Origin of the sequence: Modestobacter italicus (genome assembly GCF_000306785.1) — a bacterium.
GTDB lineage: Bacteria > Actinomycetota > Actinomycetes > Mycobacteriales > Geodermatophilaceae > Modestobacter > Modestobacter italicus.
On the sequence record NC_017955.1, the window covers coordinates 4,588,096 to 4,607,128 of the forward strand.

Genomic DNA, 19,033 nt, shown 5'->3' on the forward strand with positions numbered 1-19,033 from the left:
TCTGGCTGGGTCGACGTGCTGCATGCAGCGGGCGGACGGGGTAGTACGGAGGAGGACATCCGACGGAGAGCACCAGAAGGAGCACGACGACGTGACCACCACCCAGGCTCCCTCCACCGAGCACCCCAAGACCGCCAGCGACGCGGGCGCGCGCCCGTACGCGACGGTCAACCCCTACACCGGCCAGACCGAGCAGGAGTTCCCCTTCCTGGAGACCAGCGAGGTCGACGGCGTGGTCGAGAAGGCGCACACCGCCTTCCTCGACTGGCGCCGGCGGACGGTCGAGGAGCGCGCCGCGGTCGTCAAGAAGGCCGCCGAGCTGATGCTCGAGCGCACCGACGAGTTCGCCGCGCTGATCACCAAGGAGATGGGCAAGCGGATCCAGGAGGCCGCCGGCGAGGTGCAGCTGGCCGCCAGCATCCTGAACTACTACGCCGACAACGGCCCGCGCTTCCTCGAGCCCAAGCCGATCGACGTGATGGCCGGCGAGGCCGTCGTGGTCAACGAGCCGATCGGCGTCATCCTGGCGATCGAGCCGTGGAACTACCCGCTCTACCAGGTGGTCCGCGTCGCCGGGCCGAACCTGACCCTCGGCAACACCATCCTGCTCAAGCACGCGGAGAACAACCCGCAGTGCGCGCTGGCCCTGGAGAAGCTGTTCCGCGACGCGGGGGCACCCGAGGGCGTCTACACCAACCTGTTCCTGCGGATCGCCGACGTCGAGCAGGTCATCGCGCACAAGGCGGTGCAGGGGGTGACCCTCACCGGCAGCGAGCGGGCCGGCAGCAGCGTCGCGCAGCTGGCCGGCAAGCACCTGAAGAAGTCGGTGCTCGAGCTCGGCGGCAGCGACCCGTTCATCGTGCTCGACGCCCCCGACGTCGGCCGCACGGTCAAGGCCGCGACGATGGCGCGGATGGCCAACACCGGCCAAGCGTGCATCGCCGCCAAGCGGATCATCGTGCTCGACGAGGTCTTCGACGACGTCGTGGGCGGGCTGAAGCAGGCGTTCTCCACCTTCACCCCCGGCGACCCGGCCGACCCGTCGACGACGCTCGGCCCGCTGTCCACCGAGCGCGCCGCGGCGGACCTGGCCGCGCAGATCCAGGACGCCGTCGACAAGGGCGCCACCGTGCTGGCCGGCGGTGGCCGCCCCGAGCACGACGGGGCCTTCGTCAACGCGACCCTGCTCACCGACGTCACGCCGGACATGCGCGCCTACCACGAGGAGCTGTTCGGGCCGGCCGCGGTGATCTACCGGGTCGCCGACGAGGAGGAGGCCATCGCGCTGGCCAACGACAGCGACTTCGGGCTCAGCGCCGCGGTGTACAGCGGCGACACCGAGCGGGCCCGCTCGGTCGCCGACCGGCTGGAGTCCGGCATGGTGTGGATCAACCAGCCCTCCGGCTCCTCCCCCGAGCTTCCCTTCGGTGGCGTGAAGCGCTCCGGCTACGGCCGGGAGCTCTCCGAGCTGGGCATGTTCGAGTTCGCCAACCGGCGGCTGGTGCGCACCATGCCGGCCAAGAAGCAGGCCCAGCCGGCCCAGCACACCGGCGGCTGACGGTCCCGGCTCCGGGCGCTGTGCGGCAGCGCCCGGAGCTGCCATCCTCTCCGGCCATGAGGTTCACGACGACCATCGAGCTGCACGGGAAGACCGCGACCGGCATGGCGGTGCCGCCGGAGGTCGTCGAGGCGCTGGGCGGCGGCAAGAAGCCGGCGGTCACCGTCACCGTGGGCGGGCACACCTACCGGACGTCGATCGGCAGCATGGGCGGTCGCTCGCTGATCCCGCTGAGCGCGGAGCGGCGGGCGGCCGCCGGGGTCACCGCCGGCGACGAGGTCGAGGTGGACATCGAGCTCGACGACCAGCCGCGGGAGGTCGAGGTGCCGGCCGACCTGGCGGCGGCGCTGGACGCCGAGCCCGCGGCCCGCGCGCGGTTCGAGGCGTCGTCGTACAGCGCCCAGCTGCGGCACGTGCTCGCCGTCGAGGGCGCCAAGGCCGAGGCGACCCGGCAGCGGCGGGTCGCAGCCGCCGTCGCCGCGTTGGCCGAGGAGGCCAGCAGGGCAGGATGACCGGCATGGTCGAGGTCTGGGCGACACCTGCCCGCAGCACGCCGGTCGACGCCGTCGTCACGCTGCCCGGCTCCAAGTCGATCACCGCCCGCGCGCTGGTGCTGGCCGCGGTGGCCGAGGGTCCCAGCCGGCTGGTCCGGCCGCTGCGCGCCCGGGACACCGACCTCATGGCCGCGGGGCTGCGCGCCCTCGGCGTCGGGATCACCGAGGACGGCGACGACTGGCTGGTCGCACCCGGCGAGCTGCGGGGGCCGGCCGAGGTCGACGCCGGCCTGGCCGGGACCGTGCTCCGGTTCCTGCCGCCGGTCGCCGCCCTGGCCACCGGCCCGGTCCGGCTGGACGGCGACGCCCGGCTGCGCGAGCGGCCCAACGCCGGCCTCATCGCCGGGCTCCGCGCCGCCGGGGTGGAGGTCGACGACGGCGGGCGTGGCCGGGCGCCGTTCACCGTGCACGGCACCGGTTCGGTCCGCGGCGGAGCGGTCACCGTGGACGCCAGCGAGTCCAGCCAGGTGGTCTCCGGGCTGCTGCTGGCCGCCGCCCGCTTCGACGAGGGGCTGGACCTCGCGCTGGCCGGCACCGTGCCCTCGATGCCGCACGTGGAGATGACGGTCCGCGCGCTCACCGAGCACGGCGTCACCGTCGTCCCGACCGAGCGCGGGTGGCGGGTCTCCCCCGGCCCGGTCGCCGCGGTGGACCGGGTCGTCGAACCCGACCTGTCCAACGCGGCCCCGTTCCTCGCCGCGGCACTGGTGACCGGTGGTCGGGTGAGCGTGCGCGACTGGCCGACCGACACGACCCAGCCCGGAGCCCACCTGGACCGGCTGCTCACCGCGATGGGCGCCCAGGTGGTCCGCACCTCCGACGGGCTGCAGGTCGTCGGCGGCACCCGGATCGCCCCGCTCGAGGCCGACCTGGGCGAGGTCGGCGAGCTGACCCCGGTGCTGGCCGCGCTGTGCGCGCTGGCCGACGGCACGTCCCGGCTGACCGGCATCGCGCACCTGCGCGGGCACGAGACCGACCGGCTGCAGGCCCTCGACGAGGTGCTGACCGCCGTCGGCGCGCGCGTGCAGCAGCTGCCCGACGGGCTGGTGATCACGCCCGGTCCGCGCCGCCCGGCCCGGCTGGACTCCTACGCCGACCACCGGATGGTGCACGCCGCGGCGCTGCTGGGGCTGGCCGTCGACGGCGTCGAGGTCACCGACCCGGGCGCGGTGACCAAGACGCTGCCGGACTTCCGCGAGCGCTGGGCGGGGCTGCTCGGCGAGCCGGTGGAGGTGCCCGCGTGAGCCGCAGGATGGACAGCCGCTCCGACGAGGACGACGTCCGGGTCCGGGCGTCCCGGCACGGCTCCCGCCCGCGGACCCGCACCCGGCCCGCGCACGACGAGGCGGTGCCCGGCCTGGTCATCGCCGTGGACCGCGGCCGGATGACCGTGCGGGTCGAGGGCCCCGACGGCGCCCCCGTCGACGTCACCACGATGCGCGCCCGCGAGCTCGGCAAGCACGGCGTGGTCGTGGGGGACCGGGTCCGGGTGGTCGGCGACACCACCGGGCGCACCGACAGCCTGGCCCGGATCGTCACCATCGCCGACCGGGTCACCTCCCTGCGCCGGACCGCCGACGACACCGACCCGACCGAGCGGATCGTGGTCGCCAACGCCGACCTGCTCGTCGTCGTCACCTCCGTGGCCGACCCCGACCCGGCGCTGGGGTTCCTGGACCGTTGCCTGGTCGCGGCCTACGCCGGTGGGCTGGCGCCGCTGCTGTGCCTGACCAAGACCGACCTGGCCAGCCCGCAGCCGCTGCTGGACCGCTACGCCGGCCTGGAGGTGCAGGCGGTCCCGATGTCGCGGGAGGCGTCGCTGGACGACCTGCTGGAGCACCTGCGGGACCGGATGAGCGTGCTGGTCGGCCAGTCCGGCGTCGGCAAGTCCACCCTGGTCAACCGGCTGGTGCCCGACGCCTTCCGGGCCACCGGCGACGTGAGCAAGATCGGCAAGGGCCGGCACACGTCGTCCTCGGTGGTGCTGCTCGACCTCCCCGGCGGCGGCACGGTCATCGACACCCCGGGGATCCGCTCGCTGGGCCTGGCGCACGTGACGCCGTCGGACGTGCTAGCCGCCTTCGACGACCTCGCCGAGGCCGCCGTCGACTGCCCGCCGCTGTGCGGGCACACCGCGGTCGACCCGGGCTGCGCGCTGGACGCCTGGGCTGCCGGCGGCCCGCCGGCCCGCCGGGAGCGGCTGGCCAGCTTCCGCCGGCTGATCGCCGCCGTCGGCCAGCTCGGCCCGGGCCACTGACGAAGGACCCCCTCTCCCCCCACCACTCGCGAGCTCGCGGCGGGCCCCTGAGAGCGGGCCTCAGACCTCGACGTAGCCGCCGGAACGCCAGTAGACGCCGGCCTGCCGGGTCAGGAACCCCTCGTCGACCAGGTACCGGCGCAGCGCGGCGACGTCGGGGTGCCACGCGGCCAGCAGGGCGTTGACCTCGCGCTCGGGGTAGCGCACGCCGGGCTCGAAGACGTGCACCAGGTGCGCCAGCACCACCAGCCGCTTGCTGTGCTGCGCCGGGATGCTGACCAGCCGGCCGTCCCGCACGAAGGTCTGCAGCACGGCGTCCTCGGCCGGGTCCGCCGACATCCGGGGCGGCGGTGGCGCCTGGGCGGCCGCGGTGCGGGCAGCCTCGGCGAAGCGCTCGGTGTGCAGCGCCAGGGTGTGCCCGTCACGGTGCACCAGGCCGGCCCGGGCCAGCCGGCGGGCGGCGAGGGCGACGTCCTTGAGCGACAGGCCCGAGGCCTCCGCGACCTCCTCGATCGTCCCGGCGCCGAGGGCCAGCGCCGCGACGACCCGCAGCCGCGCCGGGTCGGCGAGCAACCCGACGATCGTCCCGGCCTCCATGCCGTCGACGGTAACTGCGCCGGTCCACGCGTCGCCGCCGGGCCCGCGGGGTAGGTCCGGGTCATGGTGAGCCCGATCGACATCCAGAAGGCCCTCGGCGGCATCGACTACCCGGCGAAGAAGGAGGACATCGTCAAGCACGCGCAGGAGCACGGCGGCGGGGACGACGTCATCAAGGCCCTCCAGGGCATCGACGACCGGGAGTACGACGGCCCCAGCGGCGTCAGCGAGTCCGTCTTCACGTGACCAGGGGCCCCGCCTGCCCCCGTGACAGCACGGGGGCCAGGGGGTCCTTCCACTAGGTTCGGGCCTCATGACGTCGGGGCAGCGGGGCTACAACGAGGACATGCGGCTGGCGCACGTGCTGGCCGACCAGGCCGACGCGCTCAGCCTGGACCGGTTCCGCGCCCAGGACCTGGTGATCGACACCAAGCCCGACCTGACGCCGGTCACCGACGCCGACCGGGCCGTCGAGGAGCAGCTGCGCAGCACGCTGGCCCGGGCCCGCACCCGCGACGCGGTGATCGGCGAGGAGTTCGGCAGCACCGGTCGCGGTGACCGGCGCTGGGTGATCGACCCGATCGACGGCACCAAGAACTTCGTCCGCGGGGTGCCGGTCTGGGCGACGCTGATCGCGCTGCTCGACGGCGACGTCCCGGTGGTCGGGCTGGTGTCCGCCCCGGCGCTGCACCGCCGGTGGTGGGCCGCGGCCGGCACCGGCGCGTGGACGGGGCGCCGGCTGGAGAACGCCACCCGCTGCACGGTGTCGCAGGTGTCCACGCTGGCCGACGCGAGCCTGTCCTACTCCAGCCTCTCCGGCTGGGAGGAGCAGGGCCGGCTCGACGCCTTCCTCGACCTCACCCGGACGGTCTGGCGGACCCGGGCGTACGGCGACTTCTGGAGCTACATGATGGTCGCCGAGGGTGCGGTCGACGTTGCCTGCGAGCCCGAGGTGTCGCTGTGGGACCTCGCGGCGCTGGACGTCATCGTCCGGGAGGCCGGTGGCACCTTCACCGACCTGGCGGGCACGCCGGGGCCGGCCGGCGGCAGCGCCGTGGCCAGCAACGGCGCGCTGCACCCCGACGTGCTGACGGCGCTCGCCCCGGGAGCGGGACGAGCGCCGTCGCGGTGAGGCCGGCGGGTCAGCGGACGGGGCCGGTGCCCGTCCCGTTGCCGCCGCGGCCACCCTGGATCCGGCGGCGGACGTCGTCGATCTTCGCCCGGTTCTTCGGGTCCTTGGCCAGCTCCTGGGCCTTGTCCGTGGCCTGACGGATGACCTGCTTGCCCTTCGGGCTGTTCGCGAACTGCACGACCTTGTTGAACAGCGACGCCATGACGCGCCCACCCCCTCGTGTCCCCGGGAGCCCGTGCCGGGCTCGCTCGTCCGGACAACGGTGACAGCAGCCGGGTCGTTCCGCGCGGTGAGCGCTCAGCGCACCGCCGCCGACCACCGGGCCCGCAGGTCCGCGGCCGCACCGGGACCGTGCGGCTCCACCACGGCGTCCGCGCCGCGCTGCGGCACGACCTCCAGCCCGACGCCGCGGGCGGCCAGCACCGCCGCCCCGGCCGCCGAGGCGCTGCGCACCTGCACGTGCTGCACCGGGCGGTCCAGCACGTCGGCCAGCACCCGCTGCACCGCCGGCTCCCGCGCGCCGCCACCGGTCAGCACGACCAGCTCCCCGGCCACCGGGCCGAGCAGGTCCAGCGCGGCCGCGACCGCGCAGGCGACCCCCTCCACCGCGGCCCGGGCCAGGTCGGCCCGGGTGGTGTCCGCGGACAGGCCGGTCCAGCCGCCGCGGGCGTCGGGTGCGGCGACGCCGCCGCGCTCACCGGTCAGGAACGGGGAGAACACCACCCCGCCGGCGCCGGCCGGGGAGGTCGCCAGGCTGCCGGCGAAGGCCGCCCAGTCCATGCCCAGCACCTCCCGGACCCAGTCCCAGGCCGTCCCGGCGTTCTGCAGCGCGGCCATCGCGTACCAGCCCGCCTCGGCGTCGGCGTAGCAGTGCACGACCGGGTCGGCCGCCGGCGCCGCCGGCACGCCCGGGCGGATCAGCTGGGCCCCGGACCCGAGGTTGACCTGCACCCCGTCGCGGGTGCCGGCCGCGAGCAGCGCCAGCGGGGTGTCCGCGCCGCCCACCACGACCGGCACCGACCCGCCGAGCAGCTCCGCCGTCCCCACCACGGCGGAGCCCGGCCGCACCGCCGGGAGGAGGCCGGGGTCGATCCCGGCGGCGGCGGTCGCGGCCGCCGACCAGCCGTCGGCCGGCACGTCCCACAGCAGGGTGGCCGAGGCGTCGCTGCGGTCGGTCACCGCCGGGTCGGCGCCGGGGAGCAGCGTGGCGCGGAGGGCGTCCTTCGGCAGCAGCACGGACGCTGCCCTGGCCAGCAGTCGCGGCTCGTGGACGGCCAGCCAGGCCAGCAGCGGGCCGGTCATCCCGGCGGCCAGCGGGTTGGCCAGCGCCGCGCGGTCCGGCTCGGCGAGCCGGCGCCAGCGGTCGAGCTCGCCGGCGGCGCGGCGGTCGGGCCACAGCACCGCCGGGGCCAGCGCGCTGCCGGCGGCGTCGACGAGCACCGCGCCGTGCATCTGCCCGGACAGCCCGAGGGCCGCGACCGGGCGGCCCGCCAGCCGGCCGGCGAGCGCGGCCAGGGCGTCGTCCAGCGCGGCCCGCCAGACGGCGACGTCGGTCTGCGCCCACCCCGGCTGCGGCCGGTCGACCGGGTAGCCGGCCTCGCTCTCGGCCACCACGGCGCCGTCCGGGTCGAGCGCGGCGAGCTTCAGCCCGCTGGTGCCGAGGTCGACCCCGACGACGACGGTCACCGGTGGGCGAAGCCGCCGGACCGGCCGTTGCGGTCGGCGAGGAGCCCGGCGAGCGTCGACACCGCGATCTCCGCGGGCGTCCGGGAGCCGATGTCCAGCCCGATCGGCCGGTGCACCCGGGCGACGTCGTCCGGGCCGACCCCGAGCGCGGCGAGCGCGGCCACGTGCGGGCCCTCGTGCCGCGGGTTGCCCATGATGCCGACCCAGCGGACCGGGCGGGCCAGCGCGTCCCGCAGGTGCACGCCGAGGTCGTCCCGGTGGTGGTCGGTGACCACGACGTCGGCGGCCTCGAGGTCGGGCTCGCCGTCCAGCTCGCTCAGCGCACCGACGGCCTCCTCCGCCCAGGCAGCCGAGTTCCGCAGCCCCGGGTCGGGCTCGACGAGCGCCACCCGGTAGCCCAGCTGGGTGGCCATCCCGGCCATCGCCGCGGCGACCGGCGAGGCGTAGACGAGCACCAGCACGCGCGGGGCTGCGGCGGTCATCCCCGCTCCGGGCTGTTGCCGTAGGCGTACGCGGCGTCGGCGTACCGGCCGCCCTCGGCGACCCCGGGCGGGGCGATCTCGCCGAGCCGGGCCAGGTCCTCCGGCGTCAGCTGCACGCCGGCCGCGCCGACGTTCTCCTCCAGGTAGCTGCGCCGCTTGGTGCCCGGGATCGGGACGACGTCCTCCCCCTGCGCGAGCACCCAGGCCAGCGCCAGCTGCCCGGCGGTCACGCCCTTCTCCTCGGCCATCGCGCGGACGGCCTCGACCAGCCGCAGGTTGGCGGTGAACGCCTCGCCGGTGAAGCGGGGGTGGGTGCGCCGCCAGTCGTCCTCGGCGAAGTCGTCGGGGCTGGTGATCGCGCCGGTCAGGAAGCCGCGGCCGAGCGGGCTGAACGGGACGATGCCGATGCCGTGCTCGCGGGCGACCGCGAGCACCTCGGTCTCCAGGTCCCGCGTCCACAGGGACCACTCGCTCTGCAGCGCGGCGATCGGGTGGACGCTCACCGCCCGGCGGATCGACTCGGCGCTGGCCTCCGACAGGCCGAGGTACCGCACCTTGCCCTGCTCGACCAGCTCGGCCATCGCCCCGACGGTGTCCTCGATCGGCACCCGCGGGTCGACCCGGTGCTGGTAGTAGAGGTCGATGACGTCGACGCCGAGCCGGCGCAGGCTGTCCTCGACCCGCGCCCGCACGTTCTCCGGGCGGCCGTCGATGTCCATCCCGCCGCGGTCGTTGTGCGTGAGCGAGAACTTGGTCGCCAGCTGCACCTCGTCGCGACGACCGGCGATGGCCTCGCCGACGAGCTCCTCGTTGTGGCCGGCGCCGTAGACGTCGGAGGTGTCCAGGAAGGTCACCCCGAGGTCGAGCGCCCGGTGGACGGTCGCGATCGACTCGCCGCGGTCGGCGGTGCCGTACATCTGGCTCATGCCCATGCACCCCAGGCCCAGGGCGGAGACCTCGAGGCCGCCGAGGCTGCGCCGGGGGACGGTCGGGAACGTCTGCGTCATGCCCTGATCCTGTCCCCGGTGGCGCGGGCGCCGCCAGAGCGGGGGTCAGCTCCCGCGCAGCACCCCGGTGGTGGTGAGCTCCTCGGCGACGTCGCGCAGCTTGACGTTGCTGCGCTGCGAGGCGTGGGTCAGCAGCGTGAACGCCTGCTCCGAGGTGACCTTGTAGCGCTCCATGAGGATGCCCTTGCCCTGCTCGATCACCGAGCGGGAGGCCATCGCCCGGCGCATGTTCGTGACGTCGTCGGTGGCCCGGGCGGCGGCCTCGGCGTTCGCGACGGCGATCGCGACGAAGGCGGCGACCTCCTCGCCGGCGGCCAGGTCGCCCTCGTCGAACGCCCCGGTGCCCAGCGAGTAGTTGTTCAGCGCCCCGATGGTCGCGCCCTGGAAGGGCAGCGGGACGGACAGCGAACTGCGCACGCCGAGCTCGAACACCCGCGCGGCGTAGTCGGGCCAGCGCTCCTCGGAGCGCATGTCCGCGATGACGAAGACCTCGCCGGAGCGGCCGGCGTCCAGGCAGGGGCCGTACCCCCGCTCGTACTGCAGTTCGTCGGCGTCCATCGCCAGCTGCCCGTCGTAGGCGGCGGTGTAGCCCCGCTCGTCGCGGATGAGGGTGATCGAGCTGGCGTCGGCGCCGGGCAGGGCCCGGCGGGCGATCTGCACGATCTCGGTGAGCACCTCGTCCAGCGCCCGGTCGACCAGGACGACACGGGCCAGCTCCTGGTGCAGCGCGCTGAGGCTCTCGGTCATGCTGCGGGCGGTCCTCTCCTCACGTCGGTGCACCGTGGGTTCGACGCCCGCCTGTCCGAGTGGCGTCCTCGGCCGGCACAGCGTATACGCCGTAAAGCGCTGGCCCCGATGTCGCCGCTACCTGCTGCCGACCGCGGTGAGCCGGGCACGGGCGGTGCGCCCCTGGTACCGGCGGGCGCGCCGACCCGCGACCTCTGCCCAGGTCCGGGCCGCCGCCCGCTCCACCCGGGGCACGACCGCGGGCAGCGCGAGCAGCACCAGCCCACCGGCGCACCAGCCGGCCACCACGTCGGAGATCCAGTGGGTGCCCAGGTAGACCGTGGTCAGCCCGACCGTGACGGCCACGACGGCCGCCAGCACCGCACCCACCCGCCGGTGCCCCCGGGCGACGAGGACCAGGACGCCCCACGTGACGACGGCGTTCGCGGTGTGCCCGGAGGGGAAGATGGTCCCGCCCGGCGCGAAGACGTCGGCGGCCCCGGGGAGCCCGGCGTCCGCACCCAGCTGCAACGGCCCCAGCCGGCCCACGAGGGTCTTCATCGCACCCACCCCGATGTTGGTCAGCAGGGTCGCGACCAGCAGGACGCCGAGCGGCCGCAGGTCCCGTTCCCGCCAGGCCCGCAGCCCCAGCCACGCGGCGGCGATCGCCAGGCAGATCGCCCGCTGCCCCAGCATGACCCACCACTGCAGGACACCGCCGAGCTCGGGCCAGTGCACGGCCGGCGCCCACCGGTAGACCGCGGAGTCCCAGTCGTCGACGTGGCTGCCGACGACGACACCGACCAGGAGCGCGGTGAGCACGGCCAGCAGCCCGGCCGCGGTCAGCACGCGGCCGACCGGGCGAGCGGACCGACGGGACGACGTTCGGGACCGGGACGCGACGTCCACCACGGCCTGCACCTTGCCTTCGGGAGCTGACTACCGGCTGGGCGGTGGCTGACCCTCGGCTGGCAGGTGCCTACCCACTCCCCCGTCGATCCACCGTGGGACCTCCGTCACGGGGCCCGGCCGGCCGGACCGACCACCCCGCGGACGGCTGCGTCTGGTGGGATGGCGGTGTCCGCACGCGGCGGTGCACGGCCGCCGCGGGGGCAGAGGAGGCACGCGTGCAGTACGCCGAGTCCGTCGTCGAGCTGATCGGGAACACCCCGCTGGTGCGACTGCGGTCCGTGACCGACCACCTGGGGCCCGATGCACCGCTGGTGCTGGCCAAGGTCGAGTACGTCAACCCGGGCGGTTCGGTGAAGGACCGGATCGCGCTGCGGATGGTGGAGGCGGCCGAGGCCGCGGGGCTGCTCCGGCCCGGCGGCACGATCATTGAGCCCACCAGCGGGAACACCGGGATCGGGCTGGCGATCGTGGCCCAGACCCGCGGCTACAAGTGCGTCTTCGTCTGCCCGGACAAGGTGGGCCAGGAGAAGATCAACGTGCTCAAGGCCTACGGCGCCGAGGTGCACGTCTGCCCCACCGCCGTCGACCCGGCCGACCCGCGCTCCTACTACTCGGTCTCCGACCGGCTGGCCCGGGAGACCGTCGGCGGCTGGAAGGCCGACCAGTACTCCAACCCGGCCAACCCGCGCTCGCACTACGAGACCACCGGCCCGGAGATCTGGTCGCAGACCGACGGTCGGGTCACACACTTCGTCACCGGTGCGGGCACCGGCGGCACCATCTCCGGCGTCGGCCGCTACCTCAAGGAGGCCAGCGGCGGCCGCGTGCAGGTGATCGGCGCCGACCCGGAGGGCTCGGTGTACTCCGGGGGCACCGGGCGTCCCTACCTGGTGGAGGGGGTCGGCGAGGACTTCTGGCCCGACGCCTACGACCGCACGGTCGCCGACGAGATCATCGCGGTCTCCGACGGCGACTCCTTCGCGATGACCCGGCGGCTGGCCCGCGAGGAGGGGCTGCTGGTCGGCGGCTCCTGCGGGATGGCCGTCGTCGCCGCGCTCCGCGTCGCCGAGCGGCTGACCAAGGACGACGTCCTGGTGGTGCTGCTGCCCGACGGCGGCCGCGGCTACCTCAACAAGATCTTCAACGACGAGTGGATGGCCGACTACGGCTTCCTGGACGCCGGTGGCGGCGAGACCGTCGGGGAACTGCTGGACACCAAGTCCGGGAGCACCCCCACCCTGGTGCACACCCACCCGAACGAGACCGTCCGCGACGCGATCGACATCCTCCGCGAGTACGGCGTCAGCCAACTGCCCGTGGTCCGGGCCGAGCCGCCGGTGACCGCCGGTGAGGTGGTCGGCTCGGTGGCGGAGAAGACGCTGCTGGACGCGCTGTTCTCCGGTCGCGCCACGCTGGCCGACCCGGTGGAGCGGCACATGTCCGCCCCGCTGCCCATCATCGGGTCCGGTGAGCCGGTGACCGCGGCAGTGAGCGCCCTGGGCGACGCCGACGCGCTGCTGGTGCACGTCGACGGCAAGCCGGCCGGCGTCGTGACCCGGCAGGACGTCCTCGGCCACCTCGTCGGCATCACGCCTACGGTCGGGTCATGAGCTCCCGAGTCGATGCGCAGGGCTTCAACACCCGCGCCATCCACGCCGGCCAGGAACCGGACCCGGCGACCGGTGCGGTCATCCCGCCGCTGCACCTGACGACCACCTACAAGCAGGACGGCGTCGGCGGGCTGCGCGGCGGGTACGAGTACAGCCGCAGCGCCAACCCCACCCGGGACACCCTGCAGACGGCGCTGGCCGCGCTCGAGCAGGGCACCCGCGGGTTCGCCTTCGCCTCCGGGCTGGCGGCCGAGGACACCCTGCTGCGCACCGTCTGCCGACCGGGCGACTCGATCGTGCTCGGCGGCGACGCCTACGGCGGCACCTACCGGCTCATCTCCAAGGTGCTCGAGCCCTGGGGCATCAGCCACCAGCCGGTCGACCTCAACGACCTCGACGCCGTCCGCGCCGCCGTGGCCCCGGAGACCACCCGGGTGGTCTGGTGCGAGACGCCCAGCAACCCGCTGCTCAACATCTCCGACATCGCCGCGCTGGCCGAGATCGCGCACTCCTCGGGCACGCTGCTGGTGGTCGACAACACCTTCGCCAGCCCGTACCTGCAGCAGCCGCTGACGCTGGGCGCCGACGTCGTCGTCCACTCGACGACGAAGTACCTCGGCGGGCACTCCGACGTCGTCGGGGGCGCGCTGGTCGTCTCCGACGCCGAGCTGGGCGAGCGGCTGGCCTACCACCAGAACGCGATGGGCGCGGTCGCCGGCCCGTTCGACTCATGGCTGGTGCTGCGCAGCCTGAAGACGCTCGGCGTCCGGGTGGAGCGGCACAGCGCCAACGCCGGCCGGATCGCCGAGTGGCTGCTGGAGCACCCCGCCGTGGGCGACGTCCTCTACCCGGGCCTCCCCCAGCACCGCAACCACGACATCGCGGCGAAGCAGATGTCCGGCTTCGGCGGGATGCTCTCGTTCCGGCTGCGCGGCGGTGAGGAGGCGGCGCTGCGGGTGTGCGAGCGCACGTCGCTGTTCACGCTGGCCGAGTCCCTCGGCGGCGTCGAGTCGCTGATCGAGCACCCGCACCGGATGACCCACGCCAGCGCCGCCGGGTCGCCGCTCGAGGTGCCCGCCGACCTGGTCCGGCTGTCGGTCGGCATCGAGGACGTCGAGGACCTCCTCGCCGACCTGGAAGGAGCGCTGGGAACTCACTGAGTGCAGTTGCTCGCGCCGAGTGGGGGCCGGAGGCTCCCGCGCAAGCGCGACGAATCGGCTCAGCCCAGGTCGGGACGGCTCCTGGTCGCGGTGTGGTCCGTGAGGATCACCGTGTTGTCGTGAGGATGCGGGGGCCGTCGTCGGTGACGGCGACGGTGTGCTCGACGTGGGCGGCGCGGCTGCCGTCGGCGCTGCGCAAGGTCCAGCCGTCGGCGTCCACCCGGTAGTCGTCGTGCCCGCCGGCGAGGAACCACGGCTCGATGGCGATCACCAGGCCGGCGCGCAGCGGCACCCCGCGCCCGGCCCGGCCCTCGTTCGGGACGTGCGGGTCGGCGTGCATCGTCCGCCCCACGCCGTGGCCGCCCTGGTCGGTGTTGATGCCGCAGCCACCGGCCCGGCCCACCGCCGCGATGGCCGCCGAGATGTCACCGACCCGGTTGCCCGGGACGGCGGCCGCGATGCCGGCCGCCAGCGCGCGGGTGGTGGTGTCGACCAGCTCCAGGTCCGCCGGCCGCGGCGTGCCCACCGGGAAGGTGATCGCCGCGTCGCCGACCCAGCCGTCGAGCGTGGCACCGGCGTCGACGCTGAGCAGGTCGCCGTCGGCGAGCTCCTGCGTGGTCGGGATCCCGTGCAGGGCGACGTCGTTCACCGACAGGCAGACGACGCCGGGGAACGGCGGGGTGGTGCGGAGCGGGGCGTAGCCGAGGAACGGGGAGGTCGCGCCCGCGTCGGCCAGGACGCCCCGGGCCACCTCGTCCAGCTGGGTGAGCCGGACGCCCGGGGCCGCGGCTGCCCGCACGGCCGCCAGCATGTCGGCCACCACCGCGCCGGCGGCCCGCATCGCCTCGAGCTCGCCGGGCGTGCGCAGTTCGATCACGTCGTCGTCCTTCCGGTACAGGTATCCCGGTATTAGTATCACGACCATGGTCCGACCACCGCTGACCCCTGCCGAGCGCGACCGGGGTCGCCGGCTGGGTGCACTGCTCCGCTCGGCCCGGGGCGACCGCTCCCCCGGCGAGGTCGCCACCGCGTCCGGCGTGAGCCTCGAGGCGCTGCGCAAGATCGAGTCCGGGCGGGTGCCCACGCCGGCGTTCTTCACCGTCACCGCGCTGGCCCGCACCCTCGGCCTACCCCTGGACGAGCTGGCCCGCGCCCTGGACGACACGGGCGCCGCGGTCCCGGCGTGACACCCCGCCACCGAAGGCGCGCTTTGGGTGGCACTCGGCGCGGGTAGGCCTGCCCGGTGCGCGAGCCCCGGGTCACCGTCGTGATCGCCACCCGGGACCGCCGCGCGTCGCTGCTGCGCACGCTGGCGCGCCTGGGCGGCGACGTCCCGGTGGTCGTGGTCGACAACGCCTCCACCGACGGCACCGCCGCCGCTGTCCGGAGCGCGCATCCGGACGTCGAGGTGCTCGAACTGCCCGCCAACACGGGCGCGGTCGCCCGCACGCACGGTGTCCGGCTGGCCCGCACGCCGTACGTGGCCTTCGCCGACGACGACTCCTGGTGGGAGCCGGGCGCGCTGGAGACCGCCGCCGACCTGCTCGACGCCCACCCCGAGGTGGCCGTCGTCGTGGGCCGGGTGCGGATGGCCGCCGACGGCAGGGAGGACGCCGTCACCCGCAAGCACCGCCGGGCGCTGCTCGGCCGCTCTCCCGCCGGGCCGGACGTGCTCAGCTGGCCCGCCTTCGCCGCGGTGGTCCGGCGCGACGCCCACCTGGCCGTCGGGGGCTTCTCCCCGCTGCTGTTCTTCGGCGGCGAGGAGCACCTGCTCGCCCTCGACCTGGCCACGGCCGGCTGGCAGCAGGTGTTCACCGAGGACGTCGTCGCCTGGCACGGCCCGGCCGGCCCGGACCGCCCGACCCCGACCCGGTGGGCGCTGCAGACCCGCAATGACGTCCTGGTCGACTGGCTGCGCCGGCCGCTGCCGGTGGCCCTGGCCGCCACCGGCCGGCTCACCCGCCGGGCGATGCGCGAGCCGGCTGCCCGCCGGGCGTTGGCCGGGCTGCTGCGCCGGCTGCCCGCGGCGCTGCGGCAGCGCCGCCCGGTCCCGGCCGGGGTGGAGCAGCGGTTCGCCACGGCCCAGCGGCCGCTGGCTCAGTCGACCAGCTGAAGCGCCCCCGTCGGGCAGGCCCGGACGGCGGTCTCCACCGCGGTCAGATCGGTGATCTCGTGCACCTGCAGCACCCCGTCGGCGTCGAGCTCGAAGACCTCCGGCGCCTCCATCTCGCACACCCCGGCGCCCATGCAGACCTCCCGGTCCACCACGACCCGGGTCATCGCAGCCCGGTCAGCCGGGCCGGCAGCCGCTTCAGCCCGTTGACGAACGACGACTGCAGCCGGGCCGGCTCACCACAGACCTCCAGGTCGGGGAGCTCCCGGGCGAAGGCCTGGAACGCGACGCCGATCTCCCGGCGGGCCAGGTGGGCGCCGAGGCAGAAGTGCGGGCCGCGGGAGCCGAAGCCGACGTGCGGGTTGGGGTCGCGGGTCAGGTCGAACCGGTGCGGGTCGGCGAAGACGGCAGGGTCCCGGTTGGCGGCGCCGTAGAACAGCAGGAACTTCGAGCCCGCGGGGAACGCCTGCCCGGACAGCTCGACGTCCTGGGTCGCGGTGCGCCGCATCCAGGTGATCGGGCTGGTCCAGCGGACGACCTCCTCGACCGCGGTGCGGGTGATCCCCGGATCGGCCGCCCAGCGGTCCCGCTCGGCGGGGTGCTCGGACAGCGCGAGCACGCCCTGGGAGAGGGCGTTGCGGGTGGTCTCGTTGCCGGCGACCAGCAGCAGGATGAAGAACGAGGCGATCTCCTGCGCGGTCAGCCGCTCGCCGTCGACCTCGGTGGTGACCAGCGCGGTGGTCAGGTCGTCGGTCGGGCGGGCGCGCCGCTCGACGGCCAGCCGGGTCATCAGCCCGGCGAGCACCTCCCCCGCCTTGAGGAACGCGGTGACCATCAGCTCCTCGTCCTCGACGAGCTCGGGGTCACCGCCGGAGAGGATCACGTTCGACTGGTGCAGCACCATCGGCCGGTCGTCGTCCGGGATGCCCATCATGTCGCAGATGACCCGCAGCGGGATCGGCGCGGCCAGGTCGGCCACGACGTCGATGGTGCCGTCGCCGTCCGCGGCGCGCTGCCGGGCCCGGGCGACCACGTCGTCGACGACCGCCTGCACGTTGCCGACGAGCCCCTCGAGCACCCGGGGCGTGAACGCCTTCGCCACGATCCGCCGGATCTTGCCGTGCCGCGGGTCGTCCATGCTGATCAGCGAGCCGTAGAACTCGTTGAGGTCCGGCGGCATGTCGGCGATCGAGACCGCCCCCGAGCCGGAGGCGAACAGCGCCGGCTGGCTGCTGATCGCCTCGACGTCGGCGTACCGGGTGACCGCGTGGTAGCCGGGGCCGACGGGGATGTAGGGGACGACGGGCTCGGCGAAGAAGGCGAACGGGCTCTCCCGCCGCAGCAGGTCGAAGACCGCGTGCCGCTGCTCCGGCGGCGCGCCCCAGAACTCCCGGTCGGACAGGTCGATGGCGTCCAGCGTCGGCGTCGACACGGAGGACACGCTAGCCGAGCGGTGACCGCGGTCACAGCCCTGCGGTCAGCCCTCCGCGAGCTGCGCCACGAACCACGCCCGCGCCTCCGCGTTGCCGGCCGCCCCGCGCCGCCGGGCCTCGGCGAGCGCGTCGCCCAGCGTGCCCGACAGCACGTGCTCGAGGGCCGCGTCCAGCGTGGCCGGGTCCAGCTCGCCGGCCCGCAGCACCACCGGCCAGCCCAGCGCGGCCGCCTGGGCGCTGACCTTCGCGCCGCCGACGATCGCGTCGCAGGCGATCACCGGGACGCCGTGCGCCAGCCCCAGCACCAGCGCGTGCAGCCGCATGCTGACCACCGCGTCGGCCCGCCGGACGAGCGCCTCGACCTGCGCGGGGAAGCGCTCGTACGGCTTGTCGTACAGGTCCATGTCCAGCTCGAACCACGGGATCCCGCGGGCTCCGAGCCAGCCCTCGATCGTCGCCCGCACCTGCGCGGCCTGGCTGCGGGAGCCGTACTCCTCCTGCGCCGGGGCGAAGGCGACGGCCAGCACCGGCACGTCCGGCGTGGTCGTGGCGATGGCCAGGTCGGGCCGGGCCACCCCGCGGGCGTCCCGCTCCCACACCCGGTGGAACAGCGGCCGCGCATCGTCCGGGACCACCGAGACGTTGACCGCCCAGCGCTGCGCGTGCGCGAAGGCCGCGGTCAGCTCCTGGAGCAGCGGCATGTCCATCAACGGGCCGCTGACGAACACCAGGTGGGTGTAGTCGGCCGGGTCGAGGTCCCGCCAGTGCGGCCCACGCCCGAGGTAGGGAGCCCACGCGACGTCGTGGTCGACCCCCAGCTCGGTGAGCCAGCCGACGACGACGTCGGCCCCCAGCTCGTCGCCGATGGTGGCGATCACCTCGTCGAAGCTGAACCACCCGGTGACCAGGACGCGCATGCCCTCAGCCTGTCAGGCCCAGAATGGGCGGCGACGCCCGACCCGGGCCCCGGCCCCACCCAGGAGGACGACGTGAGCACGACCGCACCCGACCCGACCGAGCTCAGCGCCCGGCGGGCCCGCATCCGCGACGCGCACCTGCGCCCCTCGGGCGAGCGCCCGGCCTCGACCGCCCGCGGCCTGCACCACACGGCGCTGGTCAGCAGCGACGTGGAGACGACGATCCGCTTCTACCAGGACGTGCTGGGCTTCCCGCTCACCGAGCTGATCGAGAACCGCGACTACCCCGGTTCCTCGCACTTCTTCTTCGACATCGGCAACGGCAACCTGCTGGCGTTCTTCGACTTCCCCGGCCTGGACGTCGGCCCGTACGCCGAGGTGCTGGGCGGGTTGCACCACGTGGCGATCAGCGTCGAGCCGCAGCGCTGGGAGGCCCTGGTCGAGCGGCTCACCGAGGCCGGCATCGAGCACGTGGTGCACAGCGGCGTCTCGGTGTACTTCCGCGACCCCGACGGCGCCCGGATCGAGCTCATCGCCGACCCGCTCGGCGAGATGTACGGCGAGCACGTGCTCTAGCGGTCAGGACTCCCGGGCTGCGACGAGGTCCTTGTACTCGGGGTGGCGCTCGATCCAGCCGCGGACGAACGGGCACAGCGGGACGACGGTCCCGCCCTTGCTGCGGACGTCGTCGAGCGCCGCGCGCACCAGGGTGCCGCCCAGCCCGGAGTGCTCCGAGTCGCTGTCGACCTCGGTGTGGGTGAACACCACCTGGTCGCCGCGGCGCTGGTAGGCGGCCAGGCCGAGCCGGCGGTCGCCGTCCCGGATCTCGTAGCGGTCGGCCTCGGGGACGTCGATGACGGTCGGCTCCATGCCCTCTGCGAACCCTGCC

At 74.9% G+C, this 19,033-nt stretch carries 23 protein-coding genes; 11 read left to right on the plus strand and 12 right to left on the minus strand.

The window, feature by feature from the left end; translation table 11 throughout:
- The first annotated feature begins 91 nt into the window (after positions 1 to 91).
- Genes MODMU_RS21715 through rsgA form a run of 4 tightly spaced genes read left to right on the plus strand, consistent with a single transcriptional unit; the run spans position 92 to position 4,369 of the window.
- Positions 92 to 1,558, plus strand: a complete 1,467-nt coding sequence (locus MODMU_RS21715) for an NAD-dependent succinate-semialdehyde dehydrogenase (protein ID WP_014742537.1) — start codon at positions 92 to 94, stop codon at positions 1,556 to 1,558.
- Positions 1,559 to 1,614: 56 nt separating this feature from the next.
- The gene (locus MODMU_RS21720) at positions 1,615 to 2,070 is read left to right on the plus strand and encodes a DUF1905 domain-containing protein (RefSeq protein WP_014742538.1); all 456 of its coding nucleotides are present in this window, start codon (positions 1,615 to 1,617) and stop codon (positions 2,068 to 2,070) included.
- Complete coding sequence (gene aroA / locus MODMU_RS21725) at positions 2,067 to 3,356, plus strand: 3-phosphoshikimate 1-carboxyvinyltransferase (RefSeq protein WP_014742539.1); 1,290 nt, start codon at positions 2,067 to 2,069, stop codon at positions 3,354 to 3,356. The genes MODMU_RS21720 and aroA overlap by 4 nt, the downstream gene beginning before the upstream one ends.
- Positions 3,353 to 4,369, plus strand: coding sequence for a ribosome small subunit-dependent GTPase A (rsgA, locus tag MODMU_RS21730; protein ID WP_231851699.1), 1,017 nt, complete (start codon positions 3,353 to 3,355; stop codon positions 4,367 to 4,369). The genes aroA and rsgA overlap by 4 nt, the downstream gene beginning before the upstream one ends.
- A gap of 60 nt (positions 4,370 to 4,429) precedes the next feature.
- Here rsgA and MODMU_RS21735 read toward each other — a convergent pair whose 3' ends face one another.
- The gene (locus MODMU_RS21735; protein ID WP_014742541.1) at positions 4,430 to 4,966 is read right to left on the minus strand and encodes a DUF2087 domain-containing protein; all 537 of its coding nucleotides are present in this window, start codon (positions 4,964 to 4,966) and stop codon (positions 4,430 to 4,432) included.
- Between the two features lie 63 nt (positions 4,967 to 5,029).
- On the opposite strand from MODMU_RS21735, the gene MODMU_RS21740 reads away from it, so the two are divergent.
- The gene (locus MODMU_RS21740) at positions 5,030 to 5,212 is read left to right on the plus strand and encodes a DUF2795 domain-containing protein (protein WP_014742542.1); all 183 of its coding nucleotides are present in this window, start codon (positions 5,030 to 5,032) and stop codon (positions 5,210 to 5,212) included.
- A gap of 67 nt (positions 5,213 to 5,279) precedes the next feature.
- Entirely contained in the window at positions 5,280 to 6,098 is an 819-nt protein-coding gene (gene hisN / locus MODMU_RS21745) for a histidinol-phosphatase (RefSeq protein ID WP_014742543.1), read from the plus strand.
- Between the two features lie 10 nt (positions 6,099 to 6,108).
- On the opposite strand, the gene MODMU_RS21750 is transcribed toward hisN, so the two are convergent.
- The 6 genes from MODMU_RS21750 to MODMU_RS21775 all read right to left on the minus strand — a co-directional run bounded on the left by MODMU_RS21750 (position 6,109) and on the right by MODMU_RS21775 (position 10,848).
- A complete protein-coding gene (locus tag MODMU_RS21750; RefSeq protein ID WP_014742544.1) occupies positions 6,109 to 6,300 on the minus strand; it encodes a hypothetical protein in 192 nt (63 codons plus the stop codon).
- A gap of 95 nt (positions 6,301 to 6,395) precedes the next feature.
- The gene (locus MODMU_RS21755; RefSeq protein WP_014742545.1) at positions 6,396 to 7,784 is read right to left on the minus strand and encodes an FGGY family carbohydrate kinase; all 1,389 of its coding nucleotides are present in this window, start codon (positions 7,782 to 7,784) and stop codon (positions 6,396 to 6,398) included.
- Complete coding sequence (locus MODMU_RS21760) at positions 7,781 to 8,266, minus strand: XdhC family protein (protein ID WP_014742546.1); 486 nt, start codon at positions 8,264 to 8,266, stop codon at positions 7,781 to 7,783. Before MODMU_RS21760 ends, MODMU_RS21755 begins: the two co-directional genes overlap by 4 nt.
- A complete protein-coding gene (locus MODMU_RS21765) occupies positions 8,263 to 9,273 on the minus strand; it encodes an aldo/keto reductase (RefSeq protein WP_014742547.1) in 1,011 nt (336 codons plus the stop codon). The genes MODMU_RS21760 and MODMU_RS21765 overlap by 4 nt, the downstream gene beginning before the upstream one ends.
- 45 nt (positions 9,274 to 9,318) lie before the next feature.
- Entirely contained in the window at positions 9,319 to 10,020 is a 702-nt protein-coding gene (locus MODMU_RS21770; RefSeq protein ID WP_014742548.1) for a GAF and ANTAR domain-containing protein, read from the minus strand.
- 117 nt (positions 10,021 to 10,137) lie between these two features.
- Complete coding sequence (locus tag MODMU_RS21775; RefSeq protein ID WP_051144056.1) at positions 10,138 to 10,848, minus strand: phosphatase PAP2 family protein; 711 nt, start codon at positions 10,846 to 10,848, stop codon at positions 10,138 to 10,140.
- 278 nt (positions 10,849 to 11,126) lie between these two features.
- Here MODMU_RS21775 and MODMU_RS21780 point away from each other — a divergent pair, with 278 nt between their 5' ends.
- Positions 11,127 to 12,521 (plus strand): cystathionine beta-synthase, encoded by a 1,395-nt coding sequence (locus tag MODMU_RS21780; RefSeq protein WP_014742550.1) that lies wholly within the window; start codon positions 11,127 to 11,129, stop codon positions 12,519 to 12,521.
- Positions 12,518 to 13,681, plus strand: coding sequence for a cystathionine gamma-synthase (locus MODMU_RS21785; protein ID WP_014742551.1), 1,164 nt, complete (start codon positions 12,518 to 12,520; stop codon positions 13,679 to 13,681). Before MODMU_RS21780 ends, MODMU_RS21785 begins: the two co-directional genes overlap by 4 nt.
- A 106-nt stretch (positions 13,682 to 13,787) precedes the next feature.
- Here the strand turns inward: MODMU_RS21785 and map are convergent, their stop codons facing one another.
- Positions 13,788 to 14,558: a type I methionyl aminopeptidase gene (gene map / locus MODMU_RS21790; RefSeq protein ID WP_014742552.1), complete on the minus strand. Its 771-nt coding sequence runs from the start codon at positions 14,556 to 14,558 to the stop codon at positions 13,788 to 13,790.
- A 46-nt stretch (positions 14,559 to 14,604) separates the two neighbouring features.
- Between map and MODMU_RS21795 the strand changes: the two genes are divergently transcribed.
- A complete protein-coding gene (locus MODMU_RS21795; protein WP_014742553.1) occupies positions 14,605 to 14,868 on the plus strand; it encodes a helix-turn-helix domain-containing protein in 264 nt (87 codons plus the stop codon).
- Positions 14,869 to 14,924: 56 nt separating this feature from the next.
- Positions 14,925 to 15,794, plus strand: coding sequence for a glycosyltransferase family 2 protein (locus MODMU_RS21800; RefSeq protein ID WP_014742554.1), 870 nt, complete (start codon positions 14,925 to 14,927; stop codon positions 15,792 to 15,794).
- Here MODMU_RS21800 and MODMU_RS21805 read toward each other — a convergent pair.
- The 3 genes from MODMU_RS21805 to MODMU_RS21815 are packed head-to-tail and all read right to left on the minus strand — an operon-like array spanning position 15,779 to position 18,144.
- The gene (locus tag MODMU_RS21805) at positions 15,779 to 15,961 is read right to left on the minus strand and encodes a ferredoxin (protein ID WP_014742555.1); all 183 of its coding nucleotides are present in this window, start codon (positions 15,959 to 15,961) and stop codon (positions 15,779 to 15,781) included. The two genes, MODMU_RS21800 and MODMU_RS21805, sit on opposite strands and share 16 nt — an antisense overlap.
- Complete coding sequence (locus MODMU_RS21810) at positions 15,958 to 17,226, minus strand: cytochrome P450 (protein WP_014742556.1); 1,269 nt, start codon at positions 17,224 to 17,226, stop codon at positions 15,958 to 15,960. Before MODMU_RS21810 ends, MODMU_RS21805 begins: the two co-directional genes overlap by 4 nt.
- A gap of 45 nt (positions 17,227 to 17,271) precedes the next feature.
- A complete protein-coding gene (locus tag MODMU_RS21815) occupies positions 17,272 to 18,144 on the minus strand; it encodes a polysaccharide pyruvyl transferase family protein (protein ID WP_014742557.1) in 873 nt (290 codons plus the stop codon).
- A 72-nt stretch (positions 18,145 to 18,216) separates the two neighbouring features.
- Here MODMU_RS21815 and MODMU_RS21820 point away from each other — a divergent pair, with 72 nt between their 5' ends.
- On the plus strand, positions 18,217 to 18,720 hold the full coding sequence (locus MODMU_RS21820; RefSeq protein WP_014742558.1) for a VOC family protein: 504 nt from the start codon (positions 18,217 to 18,219) through the stop codon (positions 18,718 to 18,720).
- Between the two features lie 3 nt (positions 18,721 to 18,723).
- Here MODMU_RS21820 and MODMU_RS21825 read toward each other — a convergent pair whose 3' ends face one another.
- Entirely contained in the window at positions 18,724 to 19,014 is a 291-nt protein-coding gene (locus MODMU_RS21825; RefSeq protein ID WP_014742559.1) for a GNAT family N-acetyltransferase, read from the minus strand.
- Between the last annotated feature and the right edge of the window lie 19 nt (positions 19,015 to 19,033).

Excerpts from the sequence above, each read along its gene's own strand:
- MODMU_RS21720 (WP_014742538.1), top strand. The coding sequence starts at position 1,615 with ATGAGGTTCACGACGACCATCGAGCTGCACGGGAAGACCGCGACCGGC.
- aroA (WP_014742539.1), top strand. The coding sequence starts at position 2,067 with ATGACCGGCATGGTCGAGGTCTGGGCGACACCTGCCCGCAGCACGCCG.
- MODMU_RS21735 (WP_014742541.1), bottom strand. The coding sequence starts at position 4,966 with ATGGAGGCCGGGACGATCGTCGGGTTGCTCGCCGACCCGGCGCGGCTG.
- MODMU_RS21740 (WP_014742542.1), top strand. The coding sequence starts at position 5,030 with ATGGTGAGCCCGATCGACATCCAGAAGGCCCTCGGCGGCATCGACTAC.
- hisN (WP_014742543.1), top strand. The coding sequence starts at position 5,280 with ATGACGTCGGGGCAGCGGGGCTACAACGAGGACATGCGGCTGGCGCAC.
- MODMU_RS21750 (WP_014742544.1), bottom strand. The coding sequence starts at position 6,300 with ATGGCGTCGCTGTTCAACAAGGTCGTGCAGTTCGCGAACAGCCCGAAG.
- MODMU_RS21760 (WP_014742546.1), bottom strand. The coding sequence starts at position 8,266 with ATGACCGCCGCAGCCCCGCGCGTGCTGGTGCTCGTCTACGCCTCGCCG.
- MODMU_RS21765 (WP_014742547.1), bottom strand. The coding sequence starts at position 9,273 with ATGACGCAGACGTTCCCGACCGTCCCCCGGCGCAGCCTCGGCGGCCTC.
- MODMU_RS21770 (WP_014742548.1), bottom strand. The coding sequence starts at position 10,020 with ATGACCGAGAGCCTCAGCGCGCTGCACCAGGAGCTGGCCCGTGTCGTC.
- MODMU_RS21785 (WP_014742551.1), top strand. The coding sequence starts at position 12,518 with ATGAGCTCCCGAGTCGATGCGCAGGGCTTCAACACCCGCGCCATCCAC.
- MODMU_RS21795 (WP_014742553.1), top strand. The coding sequence starts at position 14,605 with ATGGTCCGACCACCGCTGACCCCTGCCGAGCGCGACCGGGGTCGCCGG.
- MODMU_RS21805 (WP_014742555.1), bottom strand. The coding sequence starts at position 15,961 with ATGACCCGGGTCGTGGTGGACCGGGAGGTCTGCATGGGCGCCGGGGTG.
- MODMU_RS21815 (WP_014742557.1), bottom strand. The coding sequence starts at position 18,144 with ATGCGCGTCCTGGTCACCGGGTGGTTCAGCTTCGACGAGGTGATCGCC.
- MODMU_RS21825 (WP_014742559.1), bottom strand. The coding sequence starts at position 19,014 with ATGGAGCCGACCGTCATCGACGTCCCCGAGGCCGACCGCTACGAGATC.